At 67.6% G+C, this 14,360-nt stretch carries 14 protein-coding genes; 8 read left to right on the forward strand and 6 right to left on the reverse strand.

All coding sequences use genetic code 11. The features are described 5' to 3' along the window. Positions 1-25: 25 nt before the first annotated feature. Complete coding sequence (glmU, locus tag Q1W68_RS16395) at positions 26-1,426, reverse strand: bifunctional UDP-N-acetylglucosamine diphosphorylase/glucosamine-1-phosphate N-acetyltransferase GlmU (protein WP_300655193.1); 1,401 nt, start codon at positions 1,424-1,426, stop codon at positions 26-28. Here glmU and Q1W68_RS16400 point away from each other — a divergent pair. Beyond that, on the forward strand, positions 1,425-2,345 hold the full coding sequence (locus tag Q1W68_RS16400) for a DUF6279 family lipoprotein (protein WP_300717103.1): 921 nt from the start codon (positions 1,425-1,427) through the stop codon (positions 2,343-2,345). The two genes, glmU and Q1W68_RS16400, sit on opposite strands and share 2 nt — an antisense overlap. A gap of 15 nt (positions 2,346-2,360) precedes the next feature. On the opposite strand, the gene Q1W68_RS16405 is transcribed toward Q1W68_RS16400, so the two are convergent. The 4 genes from Q1W68_RS16405 to Q1W68_RS16420 all read right to left on the reverse strand — a co-directional run bounded on the left by Q1W68_RS16405 (position 2,361) and on the right by Q1W68_RS16420 (position 5,875). Then, entirely contained in the window at positions 2,361-3,638 is a 1,278-nt protein-coding gene (locus Q1W68_RS16405; protein ID WP_300717104.1) for an anion transporter, read from the reverse strand. An 88-nt stretch (positions 3,639-3,726) separates the two neighbouring features. After that, entirely contained in the window at positions 3,727-4,707 is a 981-nt protein-coding gene (locus Q1W68_RS16410) for an MBL fold metallo-hydrolase (protein WP_300655199.1), read from the reverse strand. Between the two features lie 69 nt (positions 4,708-4,776). After that, positions 4,777-5,388 carry a TetR/AcrR family transcriptional regulator gene (locus Q1W68_RS16415; protein WP_300655201.1) on the reverse strand — a complete coding sequence of 204 codons (612 nt, stop codon included), beginning with the start codon at positions 5,386-5,388 and terminating at the stop codon, positions 4,777-4,779. A gap of 37 nt (positions 5,389-5,425) precedes the next feature. Further along, a complete protein-coding gene (locus Q1W68_RS16420; RefSeq protein WP_300717105.1) occupies positions 5,426-5,875 on the reverse strand; it encodes a DUF2917 domain-containing protein in 450 nt (149 codons plus the stop codon). 128 nt (positions 5,876-6,003) lie between these two features. Between Q1W68_RS16420 and Q1W68_RS16425 the strand changes: the two genes are divergently transcribed. Together Q1W68_RS16425 and Q1W68_RS16430 are read left to right on the forward strand one after the other, a co-directional pair. Then, positions 6,004-7,035: a LysR substrate-binding domain-containing protein gene (locus Q1W68_RS16425; RefSeq protein ID WP_300717106.1), complete on the forward strand. Its 1,032-nt coding sequence runs from the start codon at positions 6,004-6,006 to the stop codon at positions 7,033-7,035. A 5-nt stretch (positions 7,036-7,040) separates the two neighbouring features. Beyond that, positions 7,041-7,958: a DMT family transporter gene (locus tag Q1W68_RS16430; RefSeq protein WP_300717107.1), complete on the forward strand. Its 918-nt coding sequence runs from the start codon at positions 7,041-7,043 to the stop codon at positions 7,956-7,958. A gap of 86 nt (positions 7,959-8,044) precedes the next feature. Here the strand turns inward: Q1W68_RS16430 and Q1W68_RS16435 are convergent, their stop codons facing one another. After that, positions 8,045-8,698, reverse strand: a complete 654-nt coding sequence (locus Q1W68_RS16435) for a 5-formyltetrahydrofolate cyclo-ligase (RefSeq protein ID WP_300655212.1) — start codon at positions 8,696-8,698, stop codon at positions 8,045-8,047. A gap of 96 nt (positions 8,699-8,794) precedes the next feature. Here Q1W68_RS16435 and Q1W68_RS16440 point away from each other — a divergent pair, with 96 nt between their 5' ends. The 5 genes from Q1W68_RS16440 (at position 8,795) to Q1W68_RS16460 (ending at position 14,282) form a co-directional block, all read left to right on the forward strand. Then, the gene (locus tag Q1W68_RS16440) at positions 8,795-10,753 is read left to right on the forward strand and encodes a lytic transglycosylase domain-containing protein (protein ID WP_300717115.1); all 1,959 of its coding nucleotides are present in this window, start codon (positions 8,795-8,797) and stop codon (positions 10,751-10,753) included. 7 nt (positions 10,754-10,760) lie between these two features. Next, a complete protein-coding gene (locus Q1W68_RS16445; protein ID WP_300655215.1) occupies positions 10,761-11,729 on the forward strand; it encodes a complex I NDUFA9 subunit family protein in 969 nt (322 codons plus the stop codon). Between the two features lie 125 nt (positions 11,730-11,854). Next, the gene (locus Q1W68_RS16450) at positions 11,855-12,181 is read left to right on the forward strand and encodes a metal-sensitive transcriptional regulator (RefSeq protein WP_300655217.1); all 327 of its coding nucleotides are present in this window, start codon (positions 11,855-11,857) and stop codon (positions 12,179-12,181) included. A gap of 91 nt (positions 12,182-12,272) precedes the next feature. Further along, the gene (locus Q1W68_RS16455) at positions 12,273-12,962 is read left to right on the forward strand and encodes a glutathione S-transferase family protein (RefSeq protein WP_300717108.1); all 690 of its coding nucleotides are present in this window, start codon (positions 12,273-12,275) and stop codon (positions 12,960-12,962) included. Between the two features lie 27 nt (positions 12,963-12,989). Beyond that, on the forward strand, positions 12,990-14,282 hold the full coding sequence (locus Q1W68_RS16460; protein WP_300717109.1) for a multifunctional CCA addition/repair protein: 1,293 nt from the start codon (positions 12,990-12,992) through the stop codon (positions 14,280-14,282). Positions 14,283-14,360: the final 78 nt, after the last annotated feature.

Consider the following 14,360-nt stretch of genomic DNA (forward strand, 5'->3'; position numbering starts at 1 on the left):
CACGCCGTTCCACACCGCAGGCTCCTCAGGGAGCCTGTTTCTTTTTCTGAGGCCGCTGCCAGTCGGCAATGCCGACCTGCTTGCCGCGCGCCACCGACAACGCACCGGGCGCGGTGTCCTTGGTGATGGTGGAGCCACCGCCCACCGTGCCACCCGCCCCGATGGTCACCGGCGCCACCAGCACGCAGTTGCTGCCCACGTGCACGTCGGCCTCGATCACGGTGCGGTGCTTGTTCGCGCCGTCGTAGTTGGCGGTGATGCTGCCGGCGCCGTAGTTGACCCGCTCGCCCACGGTGGCGTCGCCCAGGTAAGCCAGGTGGTTGGCCTTGGCGCCCGCGGCCAGGGTGCTGTTCTTCACCTCCACGAAGTTGCCGATGTGGACTTCGGCGCCCAGGTCGGCACCGGGCCGCAGGCGTGCAAACGGCCCCACCAGCGCACCTGGACCCACTTTCACGCCCAGCTTTTCACCGTCGATGTGGGTGAACGGGTGGATCACCGCGCCGGCCTCGATCACGGCGTTGGCCACCACACAGTGCGCGCCGATGCGAACGCCGTCGCCCAGCCGCACAAGGCCTTCAAACACGCAGTTGACGTCGATCTCCACGTCCTGCCCGCACACCAGTTCGCCGCGCACGTCCAGACGCGACGGGTCGGCCAGGCGAGTCCCCTGTTCCATCAGCGCATCGGCCACGCGCCGCTGATACGCGCGCTCCAGTTCGGCGAGCTGCACCGGACTGTTGACGCCCGCCACCTGCACCGCATCGCTGATGCGGTGCGCCGCCACGCTCAGGCCATCGGCCACGGCGAACTTCACCACGTCGGTGAGGTAGTACTCGCCCTGGGCGTTGCGGTTGTCCAGCCGCGCCAGCCAGCCGCGCAGCAGCGCCGTGGGCACGGCCATGATGCCGCTGTAGATCTCGGTGATGGCGCGCTGCGCATCGCTCGCATCCTTGTGCTCCACGATGGCCTGCACCGACGCATCGGCCGCCCGCACGATGCGACCGTAGCCGGTGGGGTCGGGCATGTCCAGCGTGAGCAGGGCCAGGCGGGTACCGCCGCACAGATCGAGCAGCGCTTGAAGGGTTTCAGGCCGGGTCAGCGGCACGTCGCCCGACAGCACCAGCGTCACGCCGCCGTCGGGCAGCACCGGGGCGGCCTGCTGCACCGCATGGCCGGTGCCCAGCTGGGGCTCCTGGCGCACGAAGCGCAACGCGGTGGCGGCGGGCGCCTGCAAGCCGGCTTCCACCTGCTCCGCGCCGTGGCCGGTGATGACCACCACCGAGCGCGCCGATAACCGCGCGGCACAGTCGATCACGTGCTGGGCGAGTGCGCGCCCGCCCAAACGGTGCAACACTTTGGGCCGCTGACTTTTCATGCGCGTGCCCTTGCCGGCCGCCATCACCACCACATCCACAGGGAACGACATGAACACCTCTTTCGGGGAATCGTTGCGCGGCGTTCTTGCCGGGCTTCACGTGCGCCGGATTATGGCGCTGCGGGCGGTCAAGGTCTGTGCGGTGGTCTGCTTGGCCGTGACCCTCGCGGCCTGCACCGCCGCTCGCCTGGCCTACAACCAGGCGCACAACGCCACCTACTGGTGGCTCGACAGCCACGTCGATTTCAACAACGGCCAGTCGACACCCGTGCGCGGCGACATCAACGCCTTCTTCCAGTGGCACCGGGCCAACGAGTTGCCGGTGTACGCCGGCTTGTTGCAACGCTGGCAGACGCTGGCCTCACAAGACCTCACGGGCGCGCAGGTCTGCACCGAATTCGACGTGATCCGCCAGCGCATCGACCGCGCCGCCGACGCCAGCGTGCAACCCATGGCGCGCCTGGCGCTGCAGCTCGACGCCGCCCAGCTGGAGCACCTCAAAAGCCGACAGGCCAAAAGCAATGCGGAGTTTGCCGACGACTTCCTTCAAGCCACCGAGGAAGCGCGCATCGCCAAACGCTTTGACCGCGCGCTCAGCCGCAGCGAAATGCTCTACGGCACGCTCAGCGCCGCCCAAAAGGACCTGGTGCGCAGCAGCATCAAGGCCTCGCCATTCGACGCACAACGCACCCAGGCCGAGCGGCTGCGCCGCCAGGCCGATCTGCTGCAAACAGTGAAAGAGGCGCAGGCTGCGCCCGACACCGCGGCCGAGCGGGTGCGCAGCCACATCGCACGCATCGTCCAGTCGCCCACGCCGGGCTACAGGTCTTATGCAGACGAGCTGGTCCGCCAAGGCTGCGCCCAGTTCGCGCAGCTGCACAACACCACCACGCCCGAGCAACGTGCCAACGCCGTGCGTGTGCTCAAGGGTTACGAAGACGACCTGCGGGTGCTCAGCGCCCAGCGCTGAAGCGCAGGCGGCTGGTCAGGCCACAAGACGCATCCACGCCCACACCACGGTCAGCGTGGCCAGCGTCACCGGGATGCCGGTGAGGGCGTGGCGCTTCCAGTCGATGACGATGCCTTGCTGACGCGCCAGATCGGCCACGATCAGGTTGGCGATCGAACCCACCAGCAGCAGGTTGCCCGCGAAGGTGGTCACCAGGGCCAGCATCACACCGGCCTGCTCACCACTTCCTCCCAGGTGCGGCAACAGCAGCATCACAGCCGGCACGTTGGACACCAGGTTGGAGAGCACCGCGCTGGCCACCAGCAGCGGCCCGGGGTCGCTGAGCACCACGCCCTGCACACCCAGCCAGGCCACCGCCTGCGCCGCCAGGCCGGTGGATTCGAACGCGTGGTTCACCACGAACAGGCCCATGAACAGGATCAGCAGTGGCCAGTCCACCAGGCCCATGACATGCGCGCTGTGCAGGCGCCGGCTCAGCAGCAGCACCCCGGCCCCCACCAGCGCGGCCACGTCGCGTGGCCAGTCGGTGAAGAGAAAGACCAGCATGAGCGCGCCCGCGACCACCAGGCCCTTGGCGGTCTGCCAGAGGTCGAACGCGGGCTCCTCGCCTGCTCCGGCGCCCTCGGGCAGAGGCCGGGGGCGAGGGCCCCTCGCATTCGCACCCCCCATCGCTCCCGGGCCGAACGCCAGCCACCCCCACAACAACAACAGCCCGATCACCACCGGCGGCAGCGCCTGCCGCACGTAGCCTGTAAACGGCAGCTGCAGCACCGAGCCGATCAACATGTTCTGGGGGTTGCCGATCAGTGTGGCGGCCGACCCGATGTTGGCTGCGCAGGCCAGGCCGATCAGAAACGGCAGCGGGTTGAGGCCGCGCTGCAGACACAGGCGCGCGACCACCGGCGTCATGGCCAGACACACGATGTCGTTGGAAAACACCGCCGACAAGGCGCCCGCCACGCCGATCAGCGCGGCCAGCAGGCCGTTGCGCGACAGCGGCATGGCACCGACTCGACGCGTCACCGCGCCATAAAAGCCGCCCAGCCGCATCTGCGCGGACACCACCATGAAGGCGAACAGCAACACCATGGTCGGCAGGTCGATGGCGCGTGCGGCGTCTTCCACCGGCAGGCCGGCCAGCGCGATCACGGCGATCGCGCCGAGCAGCGCCACGCCGGAACGGTCCAGTTTCAGACGCGGCAGACCGCCGAGGAACATGCCCAGGTAGACGGTGGCGAAGACGGCCACGATGCCCCAGTCGGTGGCGGTGTGTTGGAGAACGGTGGTGGACATGGGCAGCGGGGATGGGCGCAGCGGATCGTAGCCGGTGGCAAAAAGAAAAGCCGCCCGGGGGCGGCTGGCTCTGCGGTCGGCCCAGGCCTCAAGCCTGCAGCGCGTTCCACATCTCCTGGTCGCGCTCGGCCGTCCAGATGCGCGGGTTCTTGATGCCCTGGGCTTCGTCATAGGCACGGCTCACGTCGAACGGGAGACAGTGCTCATAGATGAACACGTGGCCGAACACCGGGTCCATGCTTTTGCGGGTGTGGGCCATGGCGGCCTTGAGGTCCATGCCGGCGGCGGCGGCTTCCTTGCCAGCCTGGAACAGCGTGGTGACCCAGCGCTTCGTGTAGTCCAGCGCCTTGTTCACGTCGTCCTTGCCCTTCATGGCTTCGCCGCGGCCGGGCACGATGGCTTCGGCGCCCAAGGCGCGCAGGGCTTCGAGCGTGGCGGGCCACTCTTCCAGTTGCGCGTCACCGGTGTACACGCCGGCTTCGTATTCCACCAGGTCGCCGCTGAACAGCACCTTTTCTTCTTCCACCCAGGCAATCGTGTCGCCACGCGTGTGACCCGGGCCCGGGTGCCAGATGCTGACCTTCACGCCGCCCAGATCCACCTCCAGGCTGCCCTGGCGGCCGGGCTTGCCGTCACCGATCACGAGCGTCGGCCAGGTCAGGCCGGGCACGCTGTCGGCGCCGCGGAACAGGCGCGGAAAGCGCTCCATCTCGCTCTGCATGTCCTGCGCTCCGCGTTCCACGATGAGCTCGTAGGTACCGCGGCTGGCGATCACTTCGGTGGCGCCCTCGGCCACGTAAGCGCTGGCACCCAGCACACGCACCGCGTGGTAGTGGGTCAGCAGCACGTACTTGATCGGCTTGTCGGAAACGGTGCGAATGTGCTGGATCAGGTCGCGCGCCATGGCCGGGGTGGCGGTGGCGTCGCTGACCATGATGAACTTCTCGCCGATGATCACACCCGAGTTCGGGTCGCCTTCGGCGGTGTAGGCCCAGCAATGCGGGCCGAGCTGCTCGAACGTGGTTTTCTTGTCGTCCAGGTCGGCCTGGGAGGCGAATGCTTTGCTCATGGCGGTCTCCGTGTGGGGAAGTTGCGAATTTTACCTAAACGAAATTCGTTTCGCATAGGTGAATGGCTTTCAGCCTTGCGCCGGGCCTGCCAGGCCGCGCTCCATCATCGTGACCACCTCGTCGGCAAAGGCGCTGTAGCTCATCGGGCCACCCGGACGCAGCCAGGTGAAGGTCCAGTTGATCATGCCGAACAGCATCATGGTCAGCGCGGTCTGGTTGGCCGGTGTCACCCGCTCCGGATACGCACGTTTGAGGAAACGGGTGAAGGCTGCGACCACGTCGCGCTGGCGGTTGAGGATGAGTTCGCGCTGCAGCTCGCCGAGGAACTTGGTGTCGGACACCAGCGCCACGTGGCGCGTGGCCGAGGTTTCGTACTCGGCCAGAAAGGCGCGCACCAGCTCGCTCAGGGCGTCGCGTTCGCTCAGGTTCTTGCGCTGGGCACGCGCCTCCGATTCGCCGATCAGCGCGAGCAGGCGCTGGGTGTAGCGGTCGAGCAGGTCGAACAGGATCGCCTCTTTGCTCTCGTAATAGTGGTAGAGCCGCGCCTTGCTGGTGCCGCAGGCCGCGGCGATGTCGTTCATGCTGGCGGCGGGGAAGCTCTGCCGCGCAAAACAGTGGGCTGCGACGTCAAGGATCTCGTCGCGTTTGAGGTCGTGGGAAGCGGACTTGGGTCTGGCCATCGGCGCATTCTGCCGGACGGGACTTCCAGGATGGCGTTCACGATGCCGCGGACACGCTGTAGCCGAACAACCCACGCACCAGGCGCACAAGCGCGAGACCGGCCTGACCCAGCGCAACCCCGAGTTCGCGCGACGGTGTCACCACCTCGCGGCCAAACCGCTCGGCCTGCTCCCGGGAGCGGGCCTCGGGCTCGGCGCACCAGTCAAAGCGCAACGGTGCGGCATCGGACTGCCACGGCTCCATGACCACGCGCGCACCGGCCGGCACCACCAGGCTTTCACCGGCGCCCAGCACCAGATCACCCGACTCGTTGCCCGCACCGTCGTGCACCTGGCCCAGCGTCACCCAGGCGCGGCCCTGGATGATGTGCAAGCGGCTGCGCGCCCGGGGGCGCAGACTCATCGCGCAGCGCGCATCCAGCAGCCAGCCGCGCGCGGGCATGCCGCTGTGCTGAACGGAAGCAGTGTGTGCAGAGAGGGTGTTCATGGCGGGACTCCTGAGAAGGGATGAAGCTCATCCTGGGGTCCAATGCTCGGTCTTCTGGCCACCGCAGTCCAATGAAAGCGCGCTAAGCTATTGATTCGTTAACCGCATCAATGCTTCGGAGCACGTCCATGCAGCTCACCAGCAGCCACCCCCGTACCCGGCCGATCGCCGCCGGCCACCTGCGCGCGTTCGAGGCCGTGGCACGCCACCTCAATTTCCGAGCAGCCGCCGAAGAACTTTCACTCACGCAGAGCGCCGTGAGCCGACAGATCCAGGCGCTGGAAGACGAGGTCGGCACCGCCCTGTTTCTGCGCCACACGCGTGCGGTGGAACTCACCAGCGCAGGCTCGCAGTTGCTGCGCGCGGCGGCCTCCGCGCTGGAACGCATTGATGCGAGCGTGCGCCAGATCCGCCAGAGCGCCGGGCGCAAGAGCGTGGCCATCACCACCTGGGCGTCGTTCGCCTCGATGTGGTTGATTCCGCGGCTGGAGGCCTTTCAGCGCGACCACCCCGACATCGACATCCGCATCGACGCCACCGACAACGCCGTGGATCTCGCCACCTCCGACGTGGACCTCGCGCTGCGCTACGCCGTGCCACAGGGCATCCCCGCCAGTGCACAGCGGCTGTTTGGCGAACAGCTCACACCCGTGGCCAGCCCCTGGCTGCTCAAGACGCACCCGATCAAGAGCATCGAGGACCTGTCGAAGTGCGCCCTGATCGAAGCCGGCGACGCGCACCGCACGCGCCACCTCGAATGGCTCACCTGGCAGCGCTGGCTCGACACCTTTGGTGCGCAGCCCGCTGCGGGCACGGGCAAACGCACACGTGCCAGTGCGCAACCCGCCAAACTCTCGCCGCAGCGCTGGATGTACTTCAACTACGCCAACCAGATCGTGCAGGCGGCGCTCACCGGCCAGGGCGTGGCGCTCGCACGCCTGCCGCTGGTGGCCGAAAGCCTGGCCAGCGGCGCGCTGGTCGAACCACTGCCCCACACGCGGCTCGATTCGCCGCTGGTGTACTGGCTCATGGTGGCGCCGCGCAGCGCGCAGCGGCCCGAGGTCAAGGCGTTCTGCGACTGGCTGCTGCTGCAAGCCGCCGCCACGCGCGAGGCCATTGGCGATGTGCCCGACCCCGACACGCTTGATCAGATGGATTGAGGCCGATGTCGACCTCCCGCCACCTGGCCGCCGGCAACCTGCGCAGCATCGTCTTCATGCTGGTCGCGGTGGGCTTCTTCGCGCTCATGGACGCGGTGCTCAAGACCTTGTCGGCCCGCTACCCGGTGCTGCAGATCGCCGCGCTGCGCGGCATGACCGCCATGCCGCTGGTGCTGCTCTACATCGCGTGGCGCGGTGCCTGGCACACGGTCTTCAAGGTCCGCTGGCCGCTGCACCTGCTGCGCGGCGTGCTCGGCATCGCCATGCTCTCGCTGTTCACGCTGGGGGTGCGCGAACTGCCGCTGTCGGCCGCGTACACGCTGTTCTTCATCTCGCCGCTGCTCATCACCATGCTGTCGGTGCCGGTGCTCAAGGAACGCGTGCCCGCCGCGCACTGGTGGTTGATCGGCATCGGTTTCATCGGCGTGCTGATCGCGCTGCGTCCCAGTGGAGACGACCTGCAGAGCGGCTTTGTCACCGTGGGCGGCCTGGCCACGCTGGGCGCGGCGCTGTGCTACGCGGTGACTGCCGTCGCTGGCCGCCTGGCCAGCCGCACCGACAGCAGCGAGAGCATGGTGCTGTCGATGATGGTGCTGATGTCGGTGGGCGCCGGCGCCCTGGCCTGGTCCGACTGGATGACCATTCAGCGCAGCGACGCCCCGCTGCTGCTGGCCCTGGCGATCACCGGATTCGGCGGCCAGCTCGCCATCACCGAAGCCTTCCGCCACGGCCAGGCCTCTGCCGTGGCCCCCTTCGAGTACAGCGCCTTGGCCTGGGGCCTGGGGCTGGACTGGCTGATCTGGCAGACCCTGCCGGCGTCACATACCTGGTGGGGCGCGGCCATCATCGTGGGCAGCGGTCTCTACCTGGTGCGGCGCGAGAAACGCATCACCGAAGTGCACGCGAACGCCGAGCATCCCTGAGCAACGATCCGCCGCCGGGCCGCCCCAAGGCGGATCAGCCCCCTCGGGGGGCAGCGGACCTCGCGAAGCGGGGAAGCGTGGGGGCCTTACCTCTCGGGCCACATGACGCCGGTGTCGGAAAGGATGGCGTCCAGAGGAACGTCATGCGCTTCAGGCTTCAGGTGCGGCAAGTAGGCAAAGTCGTAACCCAGGCCCACCGTGAAGGGTTTGGGCTGCAGGCTGGCCAAGGTTCGGTCGTAAAAACCCCCGCCATAACCGAGCCGGAACCCGCCCGGGCCATAACCCACGCAGGGCACGAAGATCAGCGTGGGCACGACGATCTCGGTGTCCTTCGGTTTGGGAATACCGTAGGCGTCTTCCTCCATCGGGCAGCCCGGGTACCAGGTGTAGAAAGTCAACGTCTTGTCGACCTTGTTGACCACCGGCAGGCCGATGCGGCGGTGCCTTTGAGCGCCTTGCGCGTCTTCTTCCAGGCCGGCTTCCTGCCAGCGAAACAGCGCCGGCAAGGGATCGAACTCGCCCTTGATGGGCCAGTAGGCGCCGATCACCGCGTCGGGGCGCTCGATCAGCCAGACCCGCATGACCCGCTGCAGCATGTCGTTGCGAAAACTGCGGTCGGCCAGGCCCAGGCGCTTTTCGACCAGGGCCTTGCGCCATTCGGTCTTCAGGGCCGCCGCCGTTGATCCTTCGGCCTGTTTCCGGTGGGGTGGAGGGGAACTCTGGCCGTCTTTGGTGTCCATAATCAACGCATGAAACAGGTTGGTGTGAAACAGGGATCAAGAGCGCAGAACACAGCGGAGATGCGAGGCACGCACCGCTGGATCCTGCGGTTCATTATGGCCGTGCTGGTGTTGCCAGGGCTCGCGCATGCACAAAGCAGCGCCGGTGGCGATGCCAGCTTGCTGGAGATGCGGGACGCGTTCCGCCGCAACAACACCACCCAACTCGCCCGACTGCTGCCCGCCGCTCGCGGCCACGCACTGGAACCCTTGGCAATCTACTGGGACATGAAAGCCCGGCTCGAGAGCGCCAGCCCCGTCGACATCCGCGCGGCGCTGGACCGCATGGCCGGCACCTACTGGGAGGACCGGCTGCGCAACGACTGGCTGCTGCTGCTGGGCCGTGCCCGCGACTGGCCGAACTTCTCCGCCGAGCTGCCGCGCTTTCGCATGAACGACGACCGGCAGGTGAGCTGTTACGCCCTGATGATCGACGCCGCCAGCGGCCGCGTGGCGCCCGAACAGGCCGCCGAGCGCGTGCGCACGCTGTGGCATGCGCAGCGCGAGGCCGACGACGGTTGTGCCACCGCAGCGCAGTCCTTGCTGGGCAGTGGTCATCTCAAACGCGAAGCCGCCTGGCAACGCGCCCGCCTGGCCATGGACAGCAACCGCCCCCGCGTGGCCAGCCAGGCCGTGGGGCTGATCGATCCCGACTGGGCCGCCATGGTGGACACCGTGGCCAAGGACCCCGCCAAGTACCTGGATGAGAAGGTCACCGCCATCCGCCCACGCACCAAGGAGCTGGTCACCCTGGCCATCATCCGGCTGGCTTCCAGCGACCCCGCAGCGGCCGCCCTGGAGATGGACCGCACGCGCTGGAAGGCCCAGCTCACCACCGAAGAACGCAGCTGGATCTGGGGCGTGATCGGCAAACGCTCGGCGCAGAAGCTGGAGGCGCAGGCGCTGACCTACTTCGTCAACGGCGAAGACCGCTACATGCACGACGACCACCTGGAGTGGAAAGCGCGCGCCGGCATGCGCGCGGGCGCCTGGGGCCATGTGCGCGACGCGATCGCCGCCATGACCGATGCCCATCAAAGGCAGCCCGACTGGGTCTACTGGAAAGCGCGCGCCCTGCAGGCGCTGAAGCTGCCCGACGCGGCCACCGCCAACGCACAGGCCCGTGCGCTGCTGGAATCCATCGCCTCCGAACGCGGTTTCTACGAACAGCTCGCGCTCGAAGACCTGGGTCGACCCATCGCCACACCACCCGCCCCGGCGCCACTGAGCACCGAAGAGGTCACGGCCGCGCAGCGCCACCCGGGCTTGCGCCGTGCGCTCATTGCCATGCGGCTGGGCTTGCGCGGCGAGGGCGTGCGCGAATGGAACTACACCACCAACCTGCACGACGCCGGCGGCATGGGTGAGCGCGAACTGCTGGCCGCCGCGGCACTGGCCTGCGAGGCCGAGCTGTGGGACCGCTGCATCAACACCAGCCTGCGCACACCCGCTGCGCAAGACCATGCCCAGCGTTTCCCCACGCCCCACCGCTCGGCCGTGGTGAGCCGCTCGCGCGAGATCGGCCTGGACCCGGCCTATGTGTACGGCCTGATCCGCCAGGAAAGCCGATTCGTCACCGACGCTCGCTCGGGTGTGGGCGCCTCGGGCCTGATGCAGGTGATGCCGGCCACCGCTCGCTGGACCGCCCGCAAGATCGGGTTGACCGATTTCCGCCCAGACCAGATCACCGAGCGCGACACCAACATCCTCATCGGCACCGCTTACCTCAAGCTCGCCCTCGACGATTTCGAGGGTTCACTGCCCATGGCCGCGGCCGCCTACAACGCCGGACCCGGGCGTCCACGCAACTGGCGCAACGGACCGGTGCTGCCCGGCGAGATCTGGGCCGAGAACATCCCGTTCGAAGAAACGCGCGACTATGTCAAAAAAGTGCTGGCCAACACCACCAGCTACGCCGCGTTGATCACGGGCCAGCCGCAATCCCTGCGTGCGCGCCTGGGCACCGTCGGCCCGCGTGCCGGCGGCGAGGCCACCATCAACCGCGATCTTCCCTGAGCACCCCATGAAAAACATCCTCGTCCTCGGTGGTACCGGCTTTGTCGGCCGCCACGTTTGTGAAAAGCTGCACCGCCAGGGCTGGCGCATCACCGTGCCCACGCGCCGCGCCATCAACGCCGCTTCGGTGCAACACCTGCCGCGCGTGACCGTGATCGAAGCCAACGTGCACGACCCGGCCCAGCTGCTCGAACTGGTCGCGGGCCACGATGCCGTGGTCAACCTGATCGCCATCCTGCACGGGACCGAAGAAGCCTTTGAGCGCGTGCACGTGGAGCTGCCGCTGGCGCTGTCGGAGGCCTGCGTGGCCCACAACGTGCGCCGCCTGGTGCACATCAGCGCACTGGGCGTGAGCCTGGACGGACCGTCGCGCTACCAACGCAGCAAGGCGCGCGGCGAAGAAGCGCTGCGCGCCGCCGGACTGGACCTCACCGTGCTGCGCCCGAGCGTGATCTTCGGCGCGGGCGACCGTTTCCTCAACGTGTTCGCCGGTTTGCAATCGATCTTTCCCGTGGTGCCGCTGGCCAGCGCCGGCGCGCGCTTCCAGCCCGTGTGGGTGGAAGACGTGGCCACGGCGGTGGCGGTTTGCATCGCCGACCAGGGCCTGCCGCAAAGCACGGTCGGGCAGACCTTCGAATGCGCAGGCCCCGATGTCTTGACCCTGGCGGACCTGGTGGGTATCGCCGGGGAGTACGGCAGCCACAAGCGCCCGGTGCTGCCATTGCCCGCGGTCCTGGGCCGGCTGCAGGCGAGCATGATGGAGCTCATGCCCGGCGAACCGCTGATGAGCCGCGACAACCTGGACGCCATGTCGGTGGACAACGTGGCCACCCAGCAGTGGCCCGGCCTGTCTTCGCTGGGCATCGTGCCGGCCAGCGTGCACACCGTCGCCCCCACCTACCTGGGCCGGCGTGGCGGCCGCAGCAAACTGCTGGCGTTCAGGCAGGGCCAGCATTCTCGCGGCAAAGACGCCTGAAACCGACAAAATGTAACAATTTGAGTGCCTGGTGAGAAATAAATAACACGAAGGTGTCATTTATTGGGGTGTTTTTCGGGTTTACATTAAACCGTACACAGTACAACACCAACGCAGGAACCCAGATGACAGTCTCCAACCTGAAGCTCCCCGCCACCCGCCGAACCGCCTCCACCGTTGCGCCGGGCTACCGCACCGAACACCAGCGTGACGTGATCAACCGACTCAAACGGATCGAAGGTCAGGTGCGCGGTCTGATCGACATGGTCGAGGAAGGCCGCTCGTGTGAAGACGTTGCCCAGCAAATGTCGGCCGCACGCAAGGCCATGGACAAGGCGTTCTACCGGATGATGGCCACCTCGGTGATGGAGGCGGTGTCCACCTCGGAATCGGAAGTGCACACCTTCCGCGAAGTCGAGCGCTCCACCCGCATTCTCGAAAAGTACGCCTGAGCCGCTGGCCGGCGCCGATCAATCCCGGGGATCTTCGGCATCAATCCGATCGTCCGATGTCCTTACCATGGAGCTCTTTCTGGAGGCCCCCATGGCACTGCAACTCTACGTCGGCAACAAAAACTACTCGTCCTGGTCCATGCGGCCCTGGGTGCTCCTGAAACAGGCGGGCATTCCGTTCGACGAGGTCATGGTCCGCTTCGACTCGTTCGACGTCGACTCCGTCTTCAAAAAGCGCCTGCGCGCGGTGAACCCCCTGGGCAAGGTGCCGGTGCTGGTGGACGATGGCTTCGCCATCTGGGACACGCTGGCCATTGCCGAATACCTTGCCGAGCGCTTCCCCGAGAAGCGGCTGTGGCCAGCCGATGTGAAAGCGCGGGCCCGCGCGCGCAGCGTCTGCGCCGAGATGCACAGCGGCTTCACGGCGCTGCGCAACCACTGCCCCATGAACATCGAAGCCTCGCTGCCCGAGATTGGCCGGCTGGTCTGGCGCGACAAGCCCGCGGTGCGCGCCGACATGGCGCGCTTGGGCGGTCTGTGGGGCGAACTGCTCGCGGCACAACCTGCCGGCGCCCTGCTGTTCGGCGATTTCAGCATCGCCGACGCCTACTTCGCGCCGGTGTGCATGCGCATCAAGACCTACGAACTGCCGCTCCCGGCCGATCTGATGTCGTATGTCGATCGCGTGTGCGCATTGCCGGGCGTCAAAGCCTGGGTGGATGAAGCGCTGGCCGAGCACGACTTCATCGACTTCGACGAGCCCTACCGGTTGGGCCGCTGAGGAGGAGCCGGGCCTAAACTCGGCGGCATGAAAACCTACCTCGTCGGCGGCGCCGTGCGCGACGCGCTGATGGCACGCGCTGCAAGCACACCTGAAACCTCGCACGTTGACCGCGACTGGGTCGTGGTGGGTGCCACGCCTGAAGCCATGGTGCAGCAAGGCTTCCTGCCCGTGGGTCGCGACTTTCCGGTGTTTCTGCACCCCGTCACGCGCGAGGAACATGCGCTGGCCCGCACCGAGCGCAAGACGTCACCCGGCTACCGGGGCTTTGTCGTTCACTCGGAGCCCGGCGTGACGCTGGAAGACGACCTGGCGCGGCGCGACCTCACGATCAACGCCATGGCGGTGGCGGCCGTTGATGCCAACGACCCGGCGAGCGGACCGATCATCGATCCACACCACGGCCAGCGAGACCTGCAGCAACGCGTGCTGCGCCACGTGACCGACGCGTTCACCGAGGATCCGGTGCGCATCTTGCGGCTGGCGCGTTTTGCGGCGCGCTTCCCCGATTTTTCGGTGGCTCCCGAAACGCTGGATTTGATGCTGCACATGGTGGAGCACGGGGAGGTCGACCACCTCGTGGCCGAGCGCGTGTGGCAGGAGCTCGCGCGCGGGCTCATGGAGCAGCGGCCCAGCCGCATGTTCGACGTGCTGCGCGACTGTGGCGCCTTGAAGCGCCTGCTGCCCGAGGTGGACCGGCTCTGGGGCGTGCCGCAGCGCGCGGAGTACCACCCCGAGATCGACACCGGCGTGCACCTGATGATGGTGCTCGACATGAGCGCGCGACTGGCTGCTCCACTCCCGGTGCGCTTCGCCTGCCTGGGCCACGACCTCGGCAAGGGCTCGACGCCAGCCGACGTGCTGCCGCGCCACATCGGCCATGAGGAGCGCAGCGCGCGCCTGCTCAAGGGCGTGTGCGAGCGGCTGCGCGTGCCGGTGGACTGCCGCGAACTGGCCGATGTGGTGGCGCGCGAACACGGCAACATCCACCGCAGTGAAACGCTGGGCGCTGCCGCGCTGGTGCGGCTGCTGGAACGCTGCGACGCACTGCGCAAACCGGCGCGCTTCCACGACGTGCTGCTGGCCTGCGAATGCGACGCGCGCGGGCGCCTGGGCATGAGCGAAATCGCTTACCCGCAGCGCGCCAGACTGGCGCAGGCGCTCGTGTGGGCACAGTCGGTGGACACCGCCCGCATCGCCGCACAAGCGCAAGCCGATGGCCTGAGTGGTCCCAAGGTGGGCGACCAGATCCACAAGGCCCGGGTGATGGCCGTGGCGCAAGGCCTCGGCGCCGCAGACCCCGCCGTTGCTGGTGATTGAGCGCCATCCGCATCCGTCAAGCGCACTGAAAAACTTCGCACCCTGAAGGTGGGGTATGCCGTCAGGCTGGTCATGCGC

The organism is Hydrogenophaga sp. (assembly GCF_030158645.1).
Taxonomy (GTDB): Bacteria; Pseudomonadota; Gammaproteobacteria; order Burkholderiales; family Burkholderiaceae_C; genus Hydrogenophaga.